The sequence below is a fragment of the Sphingobacterium sp. B29 genome (genome assembly GCF_001952815.1).
GTDB classification, from domain to species: domain Bacteria; phylum Bacteroidota; class Bacteroidia; order Sphingobacteriales; family Sphingobacteriaceae; genus Sphingobacterium; species Sphingobacterium siyangense.
In genome coordinates this window covers 5,153,777-5,174,372 of the sequence record NZ_CP019158.1, presented here as the reverse complement: position 1 = coordinate 5,174,372, position 20,596 = coordinate 5,153,777, and the positions used below count along the sequence as shown (strand labels likewise).

19 protein-coding genes are annotated in these 20,596 nt (G+C 38.5%); 8 read left to right on the top strand and 11 right to left on the bottom strand.

Annotated elements, in window-relative coordinates; translation table 11 throughout:
• The first annotated feature begins 60 nt into the window (after positions 1-60).
• A complete protein-coding gene (locus BV902_RS22195) occupies positions 61-2,445 on the top strand; it encodes a TonB-dependent receptor (RefSeq protein WP_075994931.1) in 2,385 nt (794 codons plus the stop codon).
• A gap of 61 nt (positions 2,446-2,506) precedes the next feature.
• Here BV902_RS22195 and BV902_RS22190 read toward each other — a convergent pair whose 3' ends face one another.
• From BV902_RS22190 to BV902_RS22180, 3 genes are all read right to left on the bottom strand, one after another.
• The gene (locus BV902_RS22190) at positions 2,507-3,226 is read right to left on the bottom strand and encodes a hypothetical protein (RefSeq protein ID WP_075993818.1); all 720 of its coding nucleotides are present in this window, start codon (positions 3,224-3,226) and stop codon (positions 2,507-2,509) included.
• 6 nt (positions 3,227-3,232) lie between these two features.
• Complete coding sequence (locus tag BV902_RS22185) at positions 3,233-4,396, bottom strand: PepSY-associated TM helix domain-containing protein (RefSeq protein WP_075993817.1); 1,164 nt, start codon at positions 4,394-4,396, stop codon at positions 3,233-3,235.
• Between the two features lie 255 nt (positions 4,397-4,651).
• Positions 4,652-5,227: a GNAT family N-acetyltransferase gene (locus BV902_RS22180; RefSeq protein WP_216640393.1), complete on the bottom strand. Its 576-nt coding sequence runs from the start codon at positions 5,225-5,227 to the stop codon at positions 4,652-4,654.
• 641 nt (positions 5,228-5,868) lie between these two features.
• Between BV902_RS22180 and BV902_RS22175 the strand changes: the two genes are divergently transcribed.
• A complete protein-coding gene (locus BV902_RS22175) occupies positions 5,869-7,122 on the top strand; it encodes a DUF2931 family protein (RefSeq protein WP_172840728.1) in 1,254 nt (417 codons plus the stop codon).
• Between the two features lie 15 nt (positions 7,123-7,137).
• Here BV902_RS22175 and BV902_RS22170 read toward each other — a convergent pair whose 3' ends face one another.
• Positions 7,138-7,629: a GNAT family N-acetyltransferase gene (locus BV902_RS22170; RefSeq protein ID WP_075993815.1), complete on the bottom strand. Its 492-nt coding sequence runs from the start codon at positions 7,627-7,629 to the stop codon at positions 7,138-7,140.
• A 279-nt stretch (positions 7,630-7,908) separates the two neighbouring features.
• On the opposite strand from BV902_RS22170, the gene BV902_RS22165 reads away from it, so the two are divergent.
• Positions 7,909-9,639, top strand: a complete 1,731-nt coding sequence (locus tag BV902_RS22165; protein WP_075993814.1) for a helix-turn-helix transcriptional regulator — start codon at positions 7,909-7,911, stop codon at positions 9,637-9,639.
• A gap of 449 nt (positions 9,640-10,088) precedes the next feature.
• Positions 10,089-10,766 carry an ATP-binding cassette domain-containing protein gene (locus tag BV902_RS22160; RefSeq protein ID WP_075993813.1) on the top strand — a complete coding sequence of 226 codons (678 nt, stop codon included), beginning with the start codon at positions 10,089-10,091 and terminating at the stop codon, positions 10,764-10,766.
• A 58-nt stretch (positions 10,767-10,824) separates the two neighbouring features.
• Here the strand turns inward: BV902_RS22160 and BV902_RS22155 are convergent, their stop codons facing one another.
• Complete coding sequence (locus BV902_RS22155; RefSeq protein ID WP_075993812.1) at positions 10,825-11,508, bottom strand: YceI family protein; 684 nt, start codon at positions 11,506-11,508, stop codon at positions 10,825-10,827.
• Positions 11,509-11,820: 312 nt separating this feature from the next.
• On the opposite strand from BV902_RS22155, the gene BV902_RS22150 reads away from it, so the two are divergent.
• The 3 genes from BV902_RS22150 to BV902_RS22140 all read left to right on the top strand — a co-directional run bounded on the left by BV902_RS22150 (position 11,821) and on the right by BV902_RS22140 (position 15,575).
• Positions 11,821-12,204 carry a winged helix-turn-helix transcriptional regulator gene (locus tag BV902_RS22150; RefSeq protein WP_075993811.1) on the top strand — a complete coding sequence of 128 codons (384 nt, stop codon included), beginning with the start codon at positions 11,821-11,823 and terminating at the stop codon, positions 12,202-12,204.
• Between the two features lie 157 nt (positions 12,205-12,361).
• A complete protein-coding gene (gene acpA, locus BV902_RS22145) occupies positions 12,362-13,708 on the top strand; it encodes an acid phosphatase (RefSeq protein ID WP_075993810.1) in 1,347 nt (448 codons plus the stop codon).
• A 34-nt stretch (positions 13,709-13,742) separates the two neighbouring features.
• Positions 13,743-15,575, top strand: coding sequence for a cytochrome-c peroxidase (locus BV902_RS22140; RefSeq protein WP_083663730.1), 1,833 nt, complete (start codon positions 13,743-13,745; stop codon positions 15,573-15,575).
• Positions 15,576-15,626: 51 nt separating this feature from the next.
• Here BV902_RS22140 and BV902_RS22135 read toward each other — a convergent pair whose 3' ends face one another.
• The 3 genes from BV902_RS22135 to BV902_RS22125 form a co-directional block, all read right to left on the bottom strand.
• The gene (locus tag BV902_RS22135; RefSeq protein WP_075993809.1) at positions 15,627-16,211 is read right to left on the bottom strand and encodes a hypothetical protein; all 585 of its coding nucleotides are present in this window, start codon (positions 16,209-16,211) and stop codon (positions 15,627-15,629) included.
• Positions 16,212-16,341: 130 nt separating this feature from the next.
• Positions 16,342-16,854 carry a GNAT family N-acetyltransferase gene (locus tag BV902_RS22130; protein ID WP_075993808.1) on the bottom strand — a complete coding sequence of 171 codons (513 nt, stop codon included), beginning with the start codon at positions 16,852-16,854 and terminating at the stop codon, positions 16,342-16,344.
• 287 nt (positions 16,855-17,141) lie between these two features.
• On the bottom strand, positions 17,142-17,501 hold the full coding sequence (locus tag BV902_RS22125) for a response regulator (RefSeq protein WP_075993807.1): 360 nt from the start codon (positions 17,499-17,501) through the stop codon (positions 17,142-17,144).
• A 206-nt stretch (positions 17,502-17,707) separates the two neighbouring features.
• Between BV902_RS22125 and BV902_RS22120 the strand changes: the two genes are divergently transcribed.
• Complete coding sequence (locus BV902_RS22120; RefSeq protein ID WP_075993806.1) at positions 17,708-18,499, top strand: NIPSNAP family protein; 792 nt, start codon at positions 17,708-17,710, stop codon at positions 18,497-18,499.
• A gap of 14 nt (positions 18,500-18,513) precedes the next feature.
• Here BV902_RS22120 and BV902_RS22115 read toward each other — a convergent pair whose 3' ends face one another.
• From BV902_RS22115 to BV902_RS22105, 3 genes are all read right to left on the bottom strand, one after another.
• Complete coding sequence (locus BV902_RS22115) at positions 18,514-18,915, bottom strand: hypothetical protein (RefSeq protein ID WP_075993805.1); 402 nt, start codon at positions 18,913-18,915, stop codon at positions 18,514-18,516.
• Positions 18,916-19,106: 191 nt separating this feature from the next.
• Positions 19,107-19,973, bottom strand: coding sequence for an AraC family transcriptional regulator (locus BV902_RS22110; protein WP_075993804.1), 867 nt, complete (start codon positions 19,971-19,973; stop codon positions 19,107-19,109).
• An 8-nt stretch (positions 19,974-19,981) separates the two neighbouring features.
• The gene (locus tag BV902_RS22105) at positions 19,982-20,539 is read right to left on the bottom strand and encodes a hypothetical protein (RefSeq protein ID WP_075993803.1); all 558 of its coding nucleotides are present in this window, start codon (positions 20,537-20,539) and stop codon (positions 19,982-19,984) included.
• Between the last annotated feature and the right edge of the window lie 57 nt (positions 20,540-20,596).

Here is a 20,596-nt window from a genome sequence, read left to right as displayed (position 1 = left end):
TACAAAGAGACAATATCATCTACAAATTCTTTTGTCTAAATGGAAACATACATTTTTTCAATGCGATCAATTTTACGCACTGTCTTTATCATTAGCCTTTTACATCTTTCACACAGCCTGCTGTCGCAGGAGAGCAAGGGCAGCGTTCGCGGGCGCTTAACAATGGTGGATGGTGAACCTATGGCTTCCAAGGCTATTTCATTGCTAGAACTTCAGCGAACGACCCTTACAGATGAGGATGGTAAATACATCTTCAAAGGGTTAGATACAGGTAATTATACCATTCGTGTACAATTATTAGGGGCCAAGGAAATCAAGATCCCCGTTCATATCGGAGCCCCTCTTATTCACGTGGAAGCGAATTATCAGATGTCGGACGAGAATGTACTTGCTTTGCAGGAAGTTGTTGTGCACGGTAAAAACAACAGATTTGTTCAAAAAGAAAGTGTGTACGTGGCACGCTTACCCTTAAAAAATTTGGAGAACCCGCAGGTGTATAATGCAGTTCCCAAAACTCTTTTTCAGGAGCAAATCGCTGTGGACCTCGGTAGCATTTCTAAAAATGTTCCCGGTGCTGGCATACCAATGATTGCTAACCAAGGCCGGGTAACGTTTCGTTCGAGAGGATTTGAAACTGAGCCAAATGCACGTAATGGTGTCGCTGGAGCTGCTTTTTCTTTTATCGATCCAGTTAATCTGGAGCGCATTGAAGCCATAAAAGGACCATCAGCTACCTTGTTTGGAAAAAGTGTATCGAGCAGCTACGGTGGCGTTTATAACCGTGTTACCAAAAAGCCTTATAACGATTTTGGGGGCGAAGTTGGTTATGTAGGTGGAAGCTGGAATTATAACCGTGTCGCTTTGGATCTCAATACGCCGATAAATGCGGACCGGACAGCTCTTTTCAGAATCAATGCCGCTGGAACGATAGAAAAAAGTTTTCAGGACCTGGGATTTACCAATAGCTTTGCCTTGGCACCAAGTTTCTCGTACCAGATTACAGATCGGCTTTCATTACTCTTGGATCTTGAGTATGGACAGGCCAAAGGGACATCTGTGGTACGTTTCAACCCATACACTGGAAGTAACAAAGTGCAGTCCATCAGTGATATGAAATTCCCTTACAAGAAGACTTTTCTAAGCAATGATTTAGCCTATCAAACGCAGATGTTCAATATTTTTGCGCAGATGAACTATAAAATTTCAGAAGAATGGACTTCACAGACTATCATTTCTAGGGCAAATTCAACTATCAATGGGTATATCTCAGCGCTGAATGGTAAATCTGATTCGACCTTAAATGCACAGGTTATGGTGGGAACTACGTCGTTTATTGCGACGGATCTGCAACAGAATTTTATCGGTGATTTTCATATCGGAAAATTTCGCAACCGGATGGTTATAGGCTTGGACTACTATAATAATTCCAATTATTTTGATCGCTACCATACCAACACCCGGACAATCAATTTTATAAATCCACCTGCAGATTATCGTATCAATCATTTTATTGTTGATTCTTTAACCGCAAAATCTGCCTATCGTAAGGAGAAAAATAGTGACGATACGTATGCGGCCTATGTTTCTGATGTATTTAATTTGACGGATCAATTGATGGTTATGGCGAGTCTGCGTGTGGACCGCTTTCAATATCATGGGGTCTACAATATTACGACAGGGGAAACTACGGGCGGGATAGGTGCTGGGGGGATCCAAAAAGGACCATTTGGGCAAACAGCATTGTCACCCAAATTTGGTGTGGTATATGAAGCGCTCAAAGATAAGCTATCGGTATTTGGAAACTATATGAACGGTTTTAATAATATCAGTGGTGTGGATATCAATAGCAATCCTTTCAAACCCGAATATGCCAATCAGATGGAGTTTGGTGTAAAAGGGGATCTATTCAACCACCGTTTGGCTGGAACTGTAAGTTACTACGATATCCGTGTGGATAATGTTTTACGCACGAATCCAGAGGATAGTAATTATTCCATCCAGGACGGTACACAGTTAAGTAAAGGTGTTGAAGTGGAATTGACTGCGAATCCTTTTAACGGAATGAATATTGTAGCTGGATATGCTTATAATGAGAGTAAATATAGTAACGCCGATCCATCGGTAAATGGTTTGAGACCTGCACTTTCGGGGCCACAGCGTATGTTGAATTTTTGGTTGAGTTATCGTATACCAGCTGGAAAATATCAAGGACTGGGCGCCGGATTTGGAGGAAATATGGGCAGTTCCTCTTATCAGACAAATACGCAGACAGCTAAGGTTATTATTCCTTCCTATCAGCTATTTGACGCAACTGTTTATTATGATCAACCTAAATTTAGGGTCGGAATAAAAGTAGATAATTTGACAAGTGAGAAAGCTTGGTCGGTAAGGCTTACGCCACAGAGCCCGGCGCGTGTTTTGGCTAACTTTACACTAAAATTTTAGTGGAAGACCACAACGAATAGATAAAAAAAGAGAAGGCTTAGCCTTCTCTTTTTTTATCTATTTACAGATTGAGACAATAATTGCAACGATGTCTGATTCTCATAAAGGAAATGCCTTGATCCTCGCCGGGGCTATTTTCATACCAATCTAGCCGGATCATATACATGCCTTTTTGAGTTGCCCGAAAAACTATATTTGCAGCGGTGTCAACTGGAATATTTTTCTCCCAATTCTCCGGGTTAAAGATTCGGATAGTAGACTCTTTCGATGGGCGTTTACCATAGATGTAAGGTGATATCTGATAAGAATCTTTTTTTGGTATAAGTTGGATATATGGACCTTCCGCTATGATAGGTAAGGTATCCGGCGCGCTGGAGCGTCCATATTCACCGTAAAGATATTCAATGGAACGGATGTTTTTACTGGAATCCTTTGCATTTCTAACGATGACGGGTAACTTGGTATTGATTCCAATAACCTGATAAAATGTGTTTGCTTTGGCGGAAAATGTCCCCTCCCAGCAATCCGCTTTTTTTATCAATAACAATGGTGATTCTTGGCCTGAGGTTGCTCGTGTTTTGAAGTCAAACAATTTTATGGACTCGAATTCGGTGCCACTTGTACGATGTCTTACACTAAGGTCATCAATATAACCATAACACACGCGGACTGTTACCAATGAACTGTTTTTAGCAGGTGGTATCACCTCCATCCAGAATGCACTGGCTTGGCTTTCTGCTCGACTTATCAGAAAGATGAGAAAAATAAGGACAATACGCATGGTAGGCTATGCTATGGTTTGAAGTTGAATTGATTTCTTCTTTTGGCTTTTTGACGGTTTCTTCTTCTTTCTTTTGTTCAGCCATATCCATATCCCTGTGATGGGAAGAGACGCTGCTAGGGTAACGGCTAAGAATGCAATAATTTTAGAGGGTAGTCCAAATATCGATCCCATATGGATGGATTTCATCATCCGTTGAACCTGCTGTGCCAATGGTAACTTTTCTAAAGGGTTATTTTTAAGTAACTGTCCGGATTTGCTGTCAAAGAATGCCTGGTTGATCTGCAAAGTTGCATTTGAAAAGTTTTCCTTGGTTAGCGCAAAAGCTAAATCCTTCTTTTCAGGAAATGTGACAATTATATTTCCCGAGGTAGGGTATAGGCTGTTTAACTGCTGATAGATCGTATCCAGCACAAGGTAATCTGAAAAAGCCAGTTTGTTGGTGTTGCTGATCTTCTCTTTTGTTGATTTTTGGGTTGAGCCCAATACTTTATAGAATTGTTTATTGTACCAATCGAAACTCCAGGTCAATCCAGTTAAGGTAAAAATAATTAAAAACAAAGATGCGTAGAAACCGCCGACTGCGTGAAAATCCCAGACCTTTCTTTTGAGAGAGGCTGCCATTTTCATGGTTACACGTTGTCTGAGCATGGATTTATTTTTAGGCCACCAAAGGTAAATGCCACTTAGGGCAAGAAAGAGAGCCGCTAGAGCTGAGATTCCCGTTAGGGTACTTCCGATTTTTTCGACGAGAAGAAAACGATGGATATCTAAAGTCTTTTGAAAAAAACGGTCACTCTGCCGACCTTTGGATAATAGTTCTCCAGTATAGGGATTCATATATGCATACCAATATCCGGTCTTTTTTTGTCCATACTGTATGCGGACACTGCGGGAAGGATCTGCTGGAATTTCGATGCGAAACAACTTTTTGTCCGGAAATATAGATTCGGCTTTTTCGGAAATATGTGCAAGAGAAAGACGATTGGTTTGTACGGTTACCTTCTGTTCTTTCGGCCACAAAAGTGGGGTAAGCTCTTTTTCAAAACTCAATAACATTCCTGTAACGCAAACAGCAAAAAAGATTATACCAAATAATAAGCCCAAATAAAGGTGGAGTTTTCCAAGTATATTTTTTAGAATATTTTGTTTAGCTCTTTTATTTGTCATAGATGCGCCGTCAATAGGATGAACAGCGCAAAAATACAGTATTATCAGTAATTATTCTAAATAAACGTAAAAAGTTTGATCACGTTGTTAATCGGGCCAATCTTCATTATCAGCGTAATACTCTTCGGGTCTTCTGTCAAGAGGTAGATCTTTGAGCACACGGATTGCGGCATTTCCTAATTCAGCATTTTGTTTTAGGTGGTACTGATTAGCGGGATAAGGCCTGAATGGCGATAAATAAGCTAAACACTGTATTTAATCAAGGGAAATATACATATGGTAATATTCGCCTCCTGCGAAAGACGTTTTTTTACCAAGCTTAAAACCAATCCTTTCATAGAGCTTTTGCGCATTGGGATTCTTTAGGTCAACGAGCAGACCAATTTGTTTAAAACCATGTTGCTTGGCATGTGTAATCGCATATTGTAAAAGTTGTGTTCCGATACCTTTACCTCGTGCAATGGGAGCAACAGCAATTGAATCGATATAAAATTCGTCACCAGCTGTTTCGGCTTCTGGAATCAAATTATTGTTGTACTGATCCTTCATGTGATCTAAAATAGGCTGTCTTAATTCAACAAACTGATCAGCATCGTAGCCAGTTAAAGAGCCTACAATACGTTCATTATCGTCAATTGCGACAAATGTATTCTCATAACTATAGAGATTACCTTTTTGCCTAAAAAGCTGAGTTAGAAAAAGTACTGCCTCAGTTGGATCTTCTTTTTGAATAAAACGAAATATAATGTCTCCCATCGCCTGGAGCATAATTTCAGGTACAACATGCGAATCACTCTCTTTGGCTTTTCTAATTTTATTATGTATATCCATGATTTGAAGAATAAAAACGAAGTTAGTAAACTTGATCGACTTTCCTTAGGGGACCTTTGATTGGAGTGTTTTCGAAGAAAATTTACGATAACGAGCGATCTCTTGCTGGAGAGGGGGGAAAGCTGGACCTTTACTGACTGTGTTTGAAATTGCTCAGGATATCGATCCTGGCGAAAACCGATAAAAGTTAATTAAATACATTCTTGTTAAAAGAATATATTGTCTACTTTGGGTCGAATATTTGATCAATGTACTTGAATATCGATCGCTTTATATTCCTAAAACATTTCTTGTTATTTTTGAAGTGTGTTGTTGTCGGTTAGGCTAAATCAACAAATTTTTTTGGATTAAAAACAAATTACAATGATTTTAAGAGCTACGGTTTCTGCTTTTTTTTGTTGCCATCATCAGCCTAATCGCGACCCTACTTGTACAGAATGCAGATTTAAATTTGGCTTATGCTGCATGTTGTTGTTCGCCTTATTTTATTGTTATCGCCTTGGTTTATTTCCATTTTAATTTCTTTCGGAAAAAGTTAAAGGTCTTAGAGAAACCAAAATTTGCTTTTGAACTTGGCTATGGTTTTCTTTTTTATTGCTTATTTTCTTTATTGCTTCCGGTACTTCTTTTTTTTATCAACCTTGGGTGATGAATACGAGCATCGACTTTATGCGGATCTGGGCGGAGTGATTAAAGAAATGTTTCCCTTGATTTTAACACTCAGTATTTTCCTGACATTCTTTAGTAGCGTGATTATAACATGGGCTGTAAAATCATGGAAATATTTAGTTCCGACTTTGCTTGGATATCTTATTTTGCTACCGATTATATTCGCGTTCTCAACGACAATACGTGAGTTTAATGACCTCAGGGAAGAACGCCTCACGCAAGAAGATAATATCAGGGAAGGACGCTATAAATGGTTCTGTTCGATGAGTAATCCAACAGCTTATCCCGTCCAGTTGTATAAAGGCCGCTTTATCTTTCCGAAAGATGAAGATTACGAGTTTACATTTAGTGAGGGCAATATAGTGAACTATAACGCCATTTGGGGACAAGCTGGAGGCGGTACATATGAGCAGGTGATGTCATTGCCTAAGGCATTGGACATTACTTGGTATTCATTTGCTGAAGATGTTTTTTATCGCATGAACGGTCCGATTGATTATGGTAAATTGCGGACGTTGTTCAGTACGCCATACCAAGAAAAAGGGGCGATGAAAACTGTTGATGAACATTATAATAAGGTTATTTTGGGCTTTGCTCCGGGGGGCGTACTTGTGATATGGGCCGCGGGAACGGGACGTCGTCAGGTCGAAATTGGTCGTTATCAAGCTGAAAAAGTAACGATCAAGGCTTCGGATCAATCCAAGGAAAATGGAACGTATGGTAATATCTTTAATCAAGAATGGCGCGAACAGGTACTGTCCGATACATCGATTATTCCTTCGGATGTTCAAGAAGCTATTGCAAATAAACCGATTCCCTATGGCTATTGGGATAAATTGCGCACGCGGTATTCTTTACAGCCAAAACTTATTATGTCTGCCGACATTAAAACATTCGACGCAGACTTTGAATTTTATAATTCCGAACGTTTTGTCTTTGATGAGCGTCTTCGGGATATGGACATGGCATCTCGAGGTATTCCCAAAGATGTTTATATCAAATGGTATGATCAGCATAATAACCGATGTGCTGCGCGATTTTTGTTTGATGAAACTGAGACATTTAAAAACTTTGCTTCATTTTTTAATGATAAAAAGGGCATTGGGGCTGTACTGGAGTTCAATGTCGATACAAAGACTAAAATAGCAACAGCGACATTAAAGAATAATACTGAAAGTAAGCTGCTTTTGAAAACTGAAGTAATCGACTATGGAGAGCATTTCTAAAATTCGGAAGAGAACCTAAAGATCTTTTTTCATGTTATAGTTTGGTATTTCGACTTCAGTTCGTATTTGTATCTGCTCTGCGATAACTTTGAAGCCATTAGCTTCAAAAAAAGGTTTTGCTGTTTTGCTTACGTCTGCGGTTAAAATAGTGTTTTTATGTGTGGTAGCTTCGGCTTCCAGTGCATTATAAAGCTGTTGTGCGATCCCTTGTCGTTGAAAATCTTTATGCACATACAAGACGTCGATATAATCTCCATGATATAAGGAGGTAAAACCAACAATCTTCTGATTGAGCACAGCTACAATAAAATACTGATCTTCGATTAGCCGATGCCAACGGTCAGTGTTATTGACGCATGATATCCATGCTACAATTTGCTCGTTATTATAATCATTTGCGCATACAGTCTCAACCGTTCCGGAAAATAGGATTAATATTTCCTGCAGATCTTTCAATATTCCTTTTCGGAGAGTTAATCCTGTTCTTTTTGTTTGAATTTTGTTCATTTTTTTGGAAAAGTGTTAAATAAAAGACCTGATCTGTCAAATCTAATGGAACATAATAGTGTTGAAAGAAGGCGAAATTTTAATAAAAACGTATAATTATGTTAAAGTTATAAATATTATATTTATAACCGGATTTGAGCGCATTGATTTGCGAGCAATATGTCTGTATTAACCATTTTCTTTAAGGATTTTGCGTGTTAATTTTAAAGAATTATTGAAAATTATTTTATTGGTTATATCAATAGGGAGACAGCGCGCTGAAATTGACCTTTTTTAAGCATGAAAACCATTTTACTTTATTCTTTTATACTCGTTTCTTTGGTATTGTCAGGCAAACTTAATCATGTCTATGGGCAATCTGTAGCAGAAATATCTGCTATTGAGAATCCTGTTGTCCAACTGGAAGCTGTCCTGCTGTTGCCCATCAGATTTGACGGTGATACGATCAAGTTGAGAAATGCCTTGGCTCCGGTTTTTGAATTGGCAGACAAAAAAAGGAATATTGCTTTAAAATGGGCCTATTATATGCGCATGGCCGATGGTTTCTCTATAGCTTTTGATCGTATAAATTCGTCATCTGAGCGCTATTATCGTTTGGCTGAGCAGCTGCTACGTGTTCATCCTGATGCTGAATTAGAAATGTTAGGTTGTGCCCGTGAAGGGTATTACAACTTCGTCTATAGACGGGTAAAAGAAGCATTTCCGTTCTTTCTACGAGCGAATGATTTAAAATCTAAAGTCAATATCAAAAAAATCCCCTTGGTGGTGAAGCATTACCAATTTATGGCGAGCTTCTACAGTTATATTGGTGATCAGGCAAATGCTGTTGTTTATTTGGAAGAGGCTTTACCCTTTACAAAGCCGGCTTCACGAGAACGTGTCGATCTGATCAACTCTATTGCTGTATATCTGGCAAAGGACTCGCTCAATCACCAAGCCTTTTCTTATTTGAATCGTGCCATGGATGAGGCTAAATTGGCGAAGGATTCCGTGTGGATCGGTATTATTTCTGGTAATCTGGCGGATCATGCATGGCGAAAAGGTGAAAGGGAAAAAGCTATTGCGTTGGTTAAGAAAAATATAGCGCTCTCCATGCATTACAATGAACGTACAGATGCAATGCGGGCAAATCTCAATCTAGCCAATTGGTATATCGAATTGAAAGAATGGAAGTTGGCCGAGCAATATACGATGGCCTGTGAGCATTTGATGGAAGACAAACCCTATTTTTTGAAATATAAAATGGAACTAGCAAAATCCAAGTCCAACATTATGCGGGGTTTAGGACGTGAAGGGGAGGAGCTTAAGCAATTGCATTTGTATCTAATGCTGAAAGATTCGTTGGAAAAGAGAACGAATGACAAGGAGATACAGAAAATGCTCTGGCAAAGGGAATCTGAAAAATACAACCGGACTATCCAAGCCACGGAAGAAAAACGGATTCGGACAAAACGGATGTATCAGTTCATAGGCATTGTACTTATGTTGATTTTTGCGATAGTTGTTCTGTTAGTCAATAAGTCGAAAATTAAAATTAAGATGCGGAATACTTTACTGGAAAAAGACCAACTTGCGCTTGCCTATGAAAAACAATTGTTAGATCAGGAGCTAATGATTTTACGCAACTCCTTGACCGAGTTTACAGACACTATCCGGCAAAACGATGTCATCATCCAGCAACTTAGGCAGGAAGTAGTAAAGATTTCTGAATCTGACCCGGCATACCTGACACAAGTTACGGATAATCTGAATGCGCTTTTGCAGCAGCACATTATGACGGATGAGCGATGGCAAAAATTCAAACATGTTTTTAACAAAGTGTATCCAGCTTATCTGACACAAATGCGGCAAACTTATCCAAAGATTACCGAGAATGATCTCAAGATATTAGCGCTGCTCAAATTGGATTTAAGTAATGCAAGTATGAGCGAACTGCTGTGTGTTTCGGTGGAAGCGGTTCGTAAGGCAAAACAGCGATTGAAGAAAAAATTAGAACAAACCGAAAAGTAAGGATATAGAGGTGCTATCAGGTGCATCCGCTGAAGTTAAGGAATGTTAAAAATAATGTTCGGTCATTTCTTTTGGCTATATTCATTTCAGCGTTTAAAACCTGTTTATTATGATAACGCCGATTATAAGTAGCTAATACATTTCTTATTGAATTCCATTAAGACGATACGGTTAAGTTTAAAATTTTTTAGATTCATTATTCTCTTTAATTTATTTGTAACAGGAGGTATTCTTTTACAGTCACCACGTTTTATGCTGAATTCCGTTGGAACAGCGTCGTTCTATATGTTCATTTTTTGGTTTAAAGTCATTGGTTCTAATATTTCTTTTATTGCCGAATATATTTTTCATCTTCCTAAGAAAGAAGTGTTTCTGAAAAATTTACATATATCTCCCATAAGTCTGCTGATAAGGCTTAGTGTAATAGACTTTTTGTTATTTGTAATTTTATGTTGGAGTCTGAAAATTTATCTAACGAGCTGCTATACATAGATAGTTTATCGTTTAGTCGTGGTGGCAGGAGCATTCTTTCGGGGCTTTATTTGACATGTGCGCAGCATGAGGTAGTCGGGATTTTGGGCAGAAATGGTAGTGGGAAATCTACCCTGATGAGCGTTATATTTGGACGTATTAAAGCGGATTTTGCTTTCATGCATTGCAAAGGTGTTAAATTTGAAAAAGGCTACCAGACAGGAGAGATTACCTATCTCCCTCAGGAAGGTTTTTTGCATAGAAATTTGCTGCTTTCTGAAGCCCTTAAATTTTTTCAAATCGATGATGTTAATTTACTGGAGCTTCCATTGATTCAAGAGAATTTGAATAGGCGATTGAGTAGCCTATCACTGGGAATGATTCGTTTGTTTGAAACGCTATTGATCGTTTATACCAAAGAATCCATCGCTTTACTTGATGAACCCTTTGTCGGTCTTAGTCCTATTTATATTGAGCTTATTAAAGAACAGATTCAGTTAGTAAAACATCGAAAAGGAATATTGATATCAGATCATTATTTTAGGCAGGTAATGGAAATCAGTGACCGCATATACCTCTTGAAAGACTCACACTTGACCCAGGTCCTGAATGAAGACGACCTCTTATTGGGAGGTTATTTAAATCAAATAGATTAATCAAGTAGAACCTACCCGATTAATCTATTTACTATAAGCGACTAAACGCTATTGAAAACTATTTCGCATTTTTTGCAGTGACATTAAGTTCAATGTCAACGTTTTGTGCAATCATCCAATCTTGTGGATTACCTTCTGTACCGTAAGTAAGACCCCAATCTTGTCTTTGGATCGTAAATTTAGAGTAGAATGTTACTTCGTCACCATTGAACGTAATTTTTGCAGGGAAAGTTACATTCACAGTTTTATCTTTGATGGTTAAGTTACCACTGACCGTATTTGTCGCATCAGCAACAACACTTTTTCCTTGCGCTGCATCGAATGGACCAACTTTGGTGATTTCGAATTTTGCAGTTGGATATTTTGCTACGTCAAAGAAATCAGCACTTTTTAAATGTGCATCCAAATCTGATGATTTTTTGCCACCGGATGTTGCAGGATCTACAGAAGCTGTATCTGTCAGAATAGAATTGACATCGATTGTGAAAGTACCACCAGTAACGGTATTATTTTCAGCTGAAAGTGTTCCTTCGCTTTTCAAAACACCATATCTTGGGTTTAAACCGCCTTTATGGTAACCAGTCCATTTTAATGAGCTTTTATCTGCTTCAACAGTGTAAGTCTGTCCTTTTTGTTCAGTTACTTCCTGAGCAGTTGTTGTTGTTGCTTTGTCGCCATTTGTGTTCTGACAAGAAGCTAACAATAGCATAAGGGCTAAACCCGAGATTAATTGCTTTTTCATTTTTTAATCGTTTTATTTTTTATATGTTATTTGCACTTTTCATTTTGCAGCATCAACTGTGCCAATTTATTCCTTCTGATGTTGCCAATACAAAGGTAGATGATAGACAGTTTATTTTAGGTATCAGTTTCCTTAAGGAAACTACTTTCCAAAAAGATAGTGGTCTGAAACTTTATAAATGCGTATTTTTGTAAGAATAAAGAAATCGTGCCAATGGAGCCAAGCTTTGCTTGTGTATTCATCTATCGCTGATCGTTTAGGGAAATAGGATGCTCTAGGAAGGCGGGTAATGCATGAATAAAAAAAAGTGAAATGAAAAAGGAAGCAACTTTAACGTCGTCGGGTGCATGTAAAACACGTGTGTTGGCCATTAATGATACCATGGAGATTTTAGCCGGAAAATGGAAATTTCATATTATAGGTACCTTATTGTTGGTCGAGAAATTACGTTTTATGGAACTGCTGCGCGAAGTTGAAGGGATAGGTGCGAAGATGTTGTCTAAAGAACTGCAGGATTTAGAAATGAACCAGCTGATCAGAAGAACAGTATTAAATACCAAACCCCTGACGGTAGAGTATGAATTGACCGAGTGCGGAAAAACTTTGGGTCCAATCATCGATGAGATTACTAAATGGGGTATAACTTACCGAAGTAAGCTTTATACCAAGAATGAGGAAGTGGAAGCTACAAGCTAATAGGTAAACAGGTCTTTGTTTTTAGTGATAAGAGGGAGGATGCCTGTAAAGAACCTGATACGTAGGTCGCAATTCCCTTTGATTATAGGTTATGAAAACGATAATAATTGTAAGTTTGTTCTAGAAATTACAGTCTAACCTACTAAAAGAAGACAGGATGCGGTTACAACACTTATTTTATTTGTCTCTTGGAGTTTTGAGTATCAGCAGTTGCGGATTTACCAAAAACGCCCGACACCAAGAGATTCCCTTCGATGAAGGGATCAAAAAAATTAACCATGTGGTTGTTGTTTATATGGAAAACCATAGTTTTGACAATCTGTATGGCGAATTCAAGGGAGCCAATGGCATAGCGAATGTCAAGAAGGAGGATTTTTTACAGGTAGACGAGCATGGTAAAGCCTACCAATACCTCCCCGAAATTCCACGTAACAATTCCTTTCCAACCAATCTACCCAATCAATTTTTTAATATAGACCAATATGTACCTTCGGATAAGGCGACGCCCGATGTTACACACCGTTTTTATCATAATCAATTGCAGATCAATGGTGGGAAAATGGATAAATTTGCCCTCTATAATGATTCCAAAGGTTTAGCAATGGGCTATTACAATACTGAGAAGCTACCTTTGTATCCGTTTGCCAAAGCGTATACATTGTGTGATAATTTCTTTCAGAGTGTATTTGGCGGATCCTATTTAAATCATATTTATATGATTTCGGCAGCTATTCCTGTTTGGCCTGATGCACCAAGCTCAATGGTTGCTAAACTCGATGCAAATGGAAAGATGATTAAGGATGGTGTAGTTACGCCAGACGGTTATGCGATCAATCATGTGCTTTCTCGCAACAAACCTTATCCCGCGAAATCGGATACTTCCAAATTATTACCTTCTCAGACTATGCCGACCATTGGCGATCGCCTAACAGCGAAAAATGTAAGTTGGGCTTGGTATTCAGAAGGCTGGGATGACGCTGTTGCCGAACTTAAAAATAATTTTGCCTACAATCATGAGCCCTTTTTATACTTCGCGAATTATGAGGATGGTAAGGAAGGGCGAAAACACATGAAGGATCAAAACGATTTTATTAAAGCCGCAAAAGAAGGGACGCTTCCAAGTGTGTCTTTTGTTAAACCGGGTGGAGGCAATGATGAGCATCCTGGAAGTTCGGCGGTCTATTCCTCCGAACAACTTGCGGTTAACTTAATCAATGCTGTATTAGAGGGACCGAATGCAAAAGACGCGTTGGTGATTTTGACCTACGATGAATTTGGTGGCTTTTTTGATCACGTTAACCCACCGGTCGTTGACCGTTGGGGACCTGGGAGCCGTATCCCGGCAATTGTCATTGGACCATTTGCTAAACGTGGTGTAGTGGATCATACGCCATATGAAACAGTGAGCATCCTTTCATTTATAGAAAAACGCTGGGGAATAGAGCCTCTTGCTGAAAGAGATAGAAAGGCAAATCCTTTTAGAAATGCGCTCGTTTTCAAATAGACGGTTTTTATATCGAGAGATAGGAAATTGAACTATGTGTACAAAGGTTGTCGTTTTTATCTTATTGGTTGTAATAGTATTTACCCTCGGATTTACTACAGGGCAGCCTGTTTATACAAAACAAAAAGAGGGCAATGCCCGTGAGCATCTGATTCAGAAAGAAGTACTGGGTCAGATGCTTTCTTTTAGGACATATATCAAGGATACACTGAATGCCGAAGTGCAGAGAGGTACAGTGGATACGTTACGGCTCAGAAGAGCCTTTTTGAAAACAAGGCTACTTTTTAAAAAGTTTGAATGGGCTTCGGAGTATTTTACTGCAGATCTATCCAGAAGGTTAAATGGACCTCCGGTGGAGGAAGTTGAAAATGCGGATTTGTTGGATCCCTCTTTGGCCAGGGGAGTGGAGCCTATTGGATTGCAGGTGATTGAAGAGCTTATCTATCCCACTTACGATAATAGCAATAGGCAAAAGCTAATTCGTGAAATCGAACATTTGATAACCAATACGGATTATTTGATTTCCTATTTTGAAGATCATCAATTGGAAGACTGGCGTATTTTAGATGCAACAAAATTGGAGGTGTTTCGGATTATTTCCTTAGGAATTACTGGTTTTGATAATGCGCTTTCTCGAAATAGTATGATCGAGTCCTCCATTGCGTTAGGCAGTCTACAGCAAATTCTTTTGCAATATAAAGGTAGAAAAGAAACGCTAGCTTTGATGCTTACAGGGGCGATCAGCTATTTGCAACAACACGCGGAATTTGAATCGTTCGATAGGGCGCAATTCATTACCCAATTTGCCAACAACATCAGCACGGAGATAGCACAGTTGGAGCGTAATCTTCCAGGCCCTAAAATCAGATACAATCGGATGCTTCGGCAAGACGTCAATACGATGTTTGATCTGAATGCATTTAATGTAGATGCCTTTAGCCCGGGGCCTAAATTTCACTTCAGCAATGAAAAGGCCGTATTGGGCGAGAAATTATTTTATGATGTTGCTTTGTCAGGAACACATACGAGAAGTTGCGCTTCATGCCATCATCCGGACCGCGCATTTACGGATGGGTTGAACTTGCAAGTGGACATTCATGGTTCGGGACGTTTGCTCAAACGCAATACGCCTACTTTGCTCAATGCGGCCTTACAGTCCAACTACTTCTATGATATGCGTTCGTTGACGCTGGAAGATCAGATACACGATGTCATTGGTAATAAGCAGGAAATGGACGGCTCGGTAACTGATATCGTTCAATACGTTTCTTCGGATAAAATCTATCGATCATTATTTAATAAAGCATTCAATACAGCGGATGGCCCGATCTCAGCTGAGCAGGTAAGCAATGCACTTGCTTCTTATATTCGTGGCCTGACCAAAATCAATAGCCGATTTGATGATTATATGCGTGGGGATAAGAACGCATTGTCCAAACCGGAAGTGGATGGGTTTAATTTATTTATGGGCAAGGGAAAATGTGCGACCTGTCATTTCCTGCCTTTATTCAACGGTGTTACACCGCCCAAATTTATTCAGAGCGAAGTCGAAGTTCTGGGGGTACCAAAATCCCTGAAAGATTCTGTGCTGGATTCAGATTTAGGGTACTATGATATCATTGGTGTTGATTCTTATAAATATGCCTTTAAAATACCTTCTGTCCGGAATGTAAAGAAAACTGCTCCCTATATGCACAATGGGATCTATCAGACCTTGGATGAGGTCATGGAATTTTATAATAATGGGGGAGGGGCAGGATTGGGGATCAAATTATCCAATCAGACATTGTCAGATGAAAATTTGCATCTGACCGAAAAGGAAATGAAAGATATTATTGCGTTTATGGAAAGTCTGGAAAGCCAATAAAATGGCTGGTGGGCTATCTCTTTTAGAATCGTATCGATTGTTTATAGTAGGCTAAGGAGTTTTATTGAGCCTAAATGAGGGGGCATCAAATTGATTGAGCTCCTGCAGTAACGGTAAGGGATTAATTCTTATCGTAGTTTTTCTTTCTTGTAGATTCTCTTCGGACCCTAGCGCTTTTACCTGTTCAGTTTTTATTCCAGTCAACAAGTTGAATTGGGTTTCAGTCGTTGTATTTTTGCCATCCCAGGTTCCTTTTTCTAGGTAGATCAATTCAAAATTTCCATTGCTGCAACGAAATGTATAGTTGGCATGCCCATCTGTGATATCGGCTAATATATGAAGCTGCCCATTTTCGATAGCGAATTTGGGCAGCGGAAAATGGGGTTCGATCATCGTCGTTGAGGAGAGGGCCAACTGTAGCTTTCCGTTGGGTTTGGACAGAAATACCTGCGTTCTAATTGGTGTTGTCGTATTTGAAGTGTCTATGGCAAGAACAATTTTATCCGGATAACCATCATGATTTATATCGCCTTCTAGTTCTTGAATTTTTGCTGTAAAACTGTCTTTTGTTGCCTTTTGCTGGCCATATAAGGCTAAACTAGCTAAAAAGAATATGCTCAAGATTAGTTTTTTCATCCGGTATTAACACAGCATTAAATGAGACATAAATCGATTCAATATACGCATTCAAGATGGAAAAGCGATTATTTTACCCTATCTTGGTTTCTCTGGATTGATCAACAGTCCAGTTAGTTCGCCTTACTGATTATAGGAGTAGACTATAATACATAGAGTAACCACTTGTTCCGTCGAGCCATTGTACAAGTTCTTTATGGCTATAGTGAAAACCGGCTTTTCGGATAGCGGCTTTTGAAATCATATTTATTTCACGATGGCTTATCGTCAGTTTTCTTAATTGATTCTCGATGGCCCACACCATTCTTATTTTATACAAAAGACTCGATAGACCTAATTTTCTATACTGTGGCTGTATGAAAGACTGACCAAAGTAGGCTTCTTCTTTATTCAGCAACAGCATACTGGTTATCCCAATCATTTTTTCATTTTCGAAAAGACCAAAAACAATACGTGGGTATCTTATGCGTTCTGCCCAATCCCTATCAGATAGTTCTATTTCAGGAGGAGTGCTCTGTCGAAAAAGTGTAGGTTCGGTTTGAATTGACTCGATACGCATCGCTTTATAAAGTGGGGATTCGCTCTCTTTCAGCTGACGGATATGGAATGAACCTGATTGAAATGCTAAAACGGACTCTGACATAGCGTAATTAATGCTGTCTTAATGATTATTTCTAATACTATAATGCGAAAGTATGTATTATTATTTATACTTCAAATGTGGTATTGCATTCATTCCAAATTGCTGATTCCCGATGACTATGCCGCGACAACTATGACGATACATGCCTGCAATTGAGTAAGCCACAATTGTATTAAAGCAACACATGATCCTATTCGTTTCAATGTGGCCTTATGCGCAAGTAGGGTATCAAAATATAAGTTTCGCAAGTAGCATTTCCGTAATGGTGCTGAAATATAAGAATAGAACTACAGTAGTTCAGCTATTCTATTTTCTAAATCTTCTAGATCAAAAGGCTTGGCGAGATAGCTGTCTGCTCCAGCTTGTTGGGCTAGTGTTTCGATATCGGTGTTTGCGGAGAGGTAGATAACAGGGATGTCTCGATATAAAGGATGTTTTTTGAGCAGACGAGTGGCTTCTACACCACCTATTTTTGGAATCCAATTGTCCATCAAGATTAAATCTGGACGTACCTCGTCTACCTTTTCGATGATATCGTGAGAGGTTTCTGAAACGGCCATATTATAGCCGTTTGTTTCAAGGATTATTGTGCATATTTCAAGGACATGTTTATCATCGTCCAACATCAGTATTGTTTTATTTGGCATGTTTTCGTTTTAAAAAAAGGTGGAGCTAAATTAACTAAAAAGCCTTAGGGGAAGCATGGGTAAAATACCGATTCTAGTAAGTAGAAATCCCTATTTTTAGGCTTAACGGAAGATAGTTTTGTGATGAGATGAATCGTCCGAGTTTGAACTTTTAAAATTAATATTATCTTTATGGTATAATCAATAACCAATTCATCTTATTGCTCATGAAAAAGAATGCCTTTAACCTATATCGACCTTTCATCTTAGTTTTATTGCTTGTTGCTGTGGGAAGCTATGCAGCTGCGTTTGAGAAAGTAAATCAGGACTATTTTCAGTTGAAAGTGTATCATTATGAAACTGATGAACAGGAGAAAGCCATTGATCAGTATCTTGAGTCGGCTTATTTACCGGCATTGCATAAATTGGGATTTAAAGAAATCGGCGTATTTAAACCCTTAGAAAATGCAGTTGGCCAAGATAGATTGGTTTATGTGTTCATCAGTGCTGCTGATCTCAGTTTGCTAGTTAATTTGGATCAGCTGCTAGCCAAAGATCAAAAATACCTGGAGGCTGGAAAGGTTTATATTGAGGCAGGTTATAGTAATCCTCCTTTCAAGAGGTTGGAGACAATATTGATGAAAGCATTTGCTGCGATGCCTAAAGCAAAGCTGCCTAAATTGTCTGCTGAGAAAAATAAGCGGATTTACGAATTACGGAGCTATGAGGCTGCAACCGAGAAACTGTCAATGAATAAGATAGACATGTTTAACAACGGTGAAATCGATATTTTTAATAAGTTAAATTTTAATGCTGTTTTCTATGGACAAGTAATTGCAGGTAGCACGATGCCCAACCTGATGTATTTGACGGCTTTCGAAAATATGGAAGACAGGAATACACATTGGAAAGATTTTGGACCTTTATACAAACCAATGCAGGATTTACCGCAATATCAGAATAACGTATCAAAGAGTATAAAAGTGTTGCTATACCCCGTCGCATATTCTGATATTTAGTGGTGGAGCTGTGTTTATCTTCTCCTAACAAACAAATTGAATTTTTTGCACCAGTCAAAAAAACTGACTAAAGCCTGTCTGTCCAATTTTTCAAAACTGTAAATCTTATGGGGATAGGGAAGGGCATTTGTATAAATACCCGTATTTGCTAATATTAGCATTGGATTGCTGCTATCAATTTTGTCAAAATATTTGCCTAGGATCGTGTAGTGTGTTTTAAATAACGATTCAACAGTTTCATTATTGGATACCAGCGAAATGGTATAATCGTAGTCATCATGTTGCATTTTTTCACAGTCGCATACCCTGTTTTTTCCTAAAGCAACTTCATTTCCACTGTCCCAAAGAAAATTTGCGACTTCAAAAAATAAATCGTTTTTGATATGCCCTACGGGCTCAGTGATGAAATATCTCATTTGTGTTTTGTTTTACCTGTGGTTTTCTTCTTGATATTTAATGGACTAAAATCTCCGTTCTGTCGGATTTAGGTAATCAATTAAATATGCTGTTCAACTTGTCGCTACCGATAGGCTGAACCAAGCTTTCTAACACAAAGAAATATCAATTTGCTGTAGTTTAAAAGAGATTAAAACTGGTAAGTATTGGATTATTCAAGGTTTCTATTTCGAAAGGTAAGAGCTGTCATACCGGTTACTTTCGAAAATAAACGGGAAAAATAAGGATGATCATCGTAACCTAGCTCCACCGCTATTTCTTTTACAGATTTCTTTGAATGATAGAGCAGACGTTTCGCTTCTAATACAACACGTTGCTGAATATGATAAGTAACGGGCTTTCCGGTTGTCTTTTTTAGACATTCATTGAGATAGGCGGTAGATATTTTCATTTTCTCGGCATATCGCTTAGGCTGTTTAATGTCAATAAATTCTTTATCTAATAGCGAAGCGAACTCTTTGCTGATAATTTCAAATCGAGACTGTGCATCACTTTTAGTTGATTGTATTAAATACTGAGAGATAATAAGAGCCGCAATGGTATTACAGCTATCTTTCATTAGCGCAGTATATAGTTTTTCGTGTCTTCTTTCGTTAATTTTTAAACAGGTGTCTACAGTCTGGCATAAGACCGCTAATGTATCCTGATCAATTTCGATGGGAGCAATCCCCGTAATATCTTTTAGAGCGTTTATGTAATCCGAGTTTAGATTTTCTACACTGATCATTAAGACACTAAAAGCGCTGTAATCCATGGCTATTCCCCGATGTACTTGATAAGGCTGGATGATCATTACGGAGGAGGAGCCTAATTGATACCGCTGAAAATCTACTTCAAATATTCCATTTCCCTCTTCGAGAATGAAAAATAAATAGAAATCATCACGATGTGCCTGACTTATTTTGGCTAACTCTAAATTTCTGACAGCATTCCTTTTTATAGCTATTCCCAAACTAAACTCATTAGGAAATGAATTTAATGGGATGGTATTATTTTTTTTTGAGGCTGATGAATTCACCCTCAAATTTAAACATTTGTCAAGATACTAATGATGTTTTTTCTATATCCGGGGTCTTTTTCTCGAAGTTCGAGAATATTGTGTTTTAAATCTATGTTGACATACCATTCCGCATAATGATGTTTTTCATTTGCGTCGTCAAAGAAAACTTTAGCTTTAATATATTCCTCATCAAAATATTCCGGGTGTCCACTGACGATAAACGCGGTCGATCCAATGTTATCGTGCATTTTAAAGGATGTACCATCGATTTTAAAGAGACTATTTAACGCTTTGGTAAAATTGTCACTTAATTTGCCAATTGAATAGAAATTAATCCCTTCGCGATAAAACCTTTGTTTATCGACTTCGGTATCGACAATACCCAATTTCATATCAGGACGAAAGGCGATTGCCAAACCAACGGTCTCTCTACCCCAAAGCCCTTTAGCTTGGACAATATGATGTTCGTCGTCATCTTTCCAATATTTTGTGACGGTCAGTTGTAAATCTACAAAATCATCGTCCTCACTAACGTCAATCTGTCTCAAATTGCTTTGTCCTTTCAAGAAATTCAAAAAGCGCATAATTATCCTGTTAATTTGGTGTTAAGTTCCATGTCATAGTGATGATACCAGAAGATA

What these genes read in the sequence shown, in the direction of transcription:
- BV902_RS22195 (WP_075994931.1), top strand. Translation starts at nt 61, where the DNA reads ATGCGATCAATTTTACGCACTGTCTTTATCATTAGCCTTTTACATCTT.
- BV902_RS22190 (WP_075993818.1), bottom strand. Translation starts at nt 3,226, where the DNA reads ATGCGTATTGTCCTTATTTTTCTCATCTTTCTGATAAGTCGAGCAGAA.
- BV902_RS22185 (WP_075993817.1), bottom strand. Translation starts at nt 4,396, where the DNA reads ATGACAAATAAAAGAGCTAAACAAAATATTCTAAAAAATATACTTGGA.
- BV902_RS22180 (WP_216640393.1), bottom strand. Translation starts at nt 5,227, where the DNA reads ATGGATATACATAATAAAATTAGAAAAGCCAAAGAGAGTGATTCGCAT.
- BV902_RS22170 (WP_075993815.1), bottom strand. Translation starts at nt 7,629, where the DNA reads ATGAACAAAATTCAAACAAAAAGAACAGGATTAACTCTCCGAAAAGGA.
- BV902_RS22165 (WP_075993814.1), top strand. Translation starts at nt 7,909, where the DNA reads ATGAAAACCATTTTACTTTATTCTTTTATACTCGTTTCTTTGGTATTG.
- BV902_RS22160 (WP_075993813.1), top strand. Translation starts at nt 10,089, where the DNA reads ATGTTGGAGTCTGAAAATTTATCTAACGAGCTGCTATACATAGATAGT.
- BV902_RS22155 (WP_075993812.1), bottom strand. Translation starts at nt 11,508, where the DNA reads ATGAAAAAGCAATTAATCTCGGGTTTAGCCCTTATGCTATTGTTAGCT.
- BV902_RS22150 (WP_075993811.1), top strand. Translation starts at nt 11,821, where the DNA reads ATGAAAAAGGAAGCAACTTTAACGTCGTCGGGTGCATGTAAAACACGT.
- acpA (WP_075993810.1), top strand. Translation starts at nt 12,362, where the DNA reads ATGCGGTTACAACACTTATTTTATTTGTCTCTTGGAGTTTTGAGTATC.
- BV902_RS22140 (WP_083663730.1), top strand. Translation starts at nt 13,743, where the DNA reads ATGTGTACAAAGGTTGTCGTTTTTATCTTATTGGTTGTAATAGTATTT.
- BV902_RS22135 (WP_075993809.1), bottom strand. Translation starts at nt 16,211, where the DNA reads ATGAAAAAACTAATCTTGAGCATATTCTTTTTAGCTAGTTTAGCCTTA.
- BV902_RS22130 (WP_075993808.1), bottom strand. Translation starts at nt 16,854, where the DNA reads ATGTCAGAGTCCGTTTTAGCATTTCAATCAGGTTCATTCCATATCCGT.
- BV902_RS22125 (WP_075993807.1), bottom strand. Translation starts at nt 17,501, where the DNA reads ATGCCAAATAAAACAATACTGATGTTGGACGATGATAAACATGTCCTT.
- BV902_RS22120 (WP_075993806.1), top strand. Translation starts at nt 17,708, where the DNA reads ATGAAAAAGAATGCCTTTAACCTATATCGACCTTTCATCTTAGTTTTA.
- BV902_RS22115 (WP_075993805.1), bottom strand. Translation starts at nt 18,915, where the DNA reads ATGAGATATTTCATCACTGAGCCCGTAGGGCATATCAAAAACGATTTA.
- BV902_RS22105 (WP_075993803.1), bottom strand. Translation starts at nt 20,539, where the DNA reads ATGCGCTTTTTGAATTTCTTGAAAGGACAAAGCAATTTGAGACAGATT.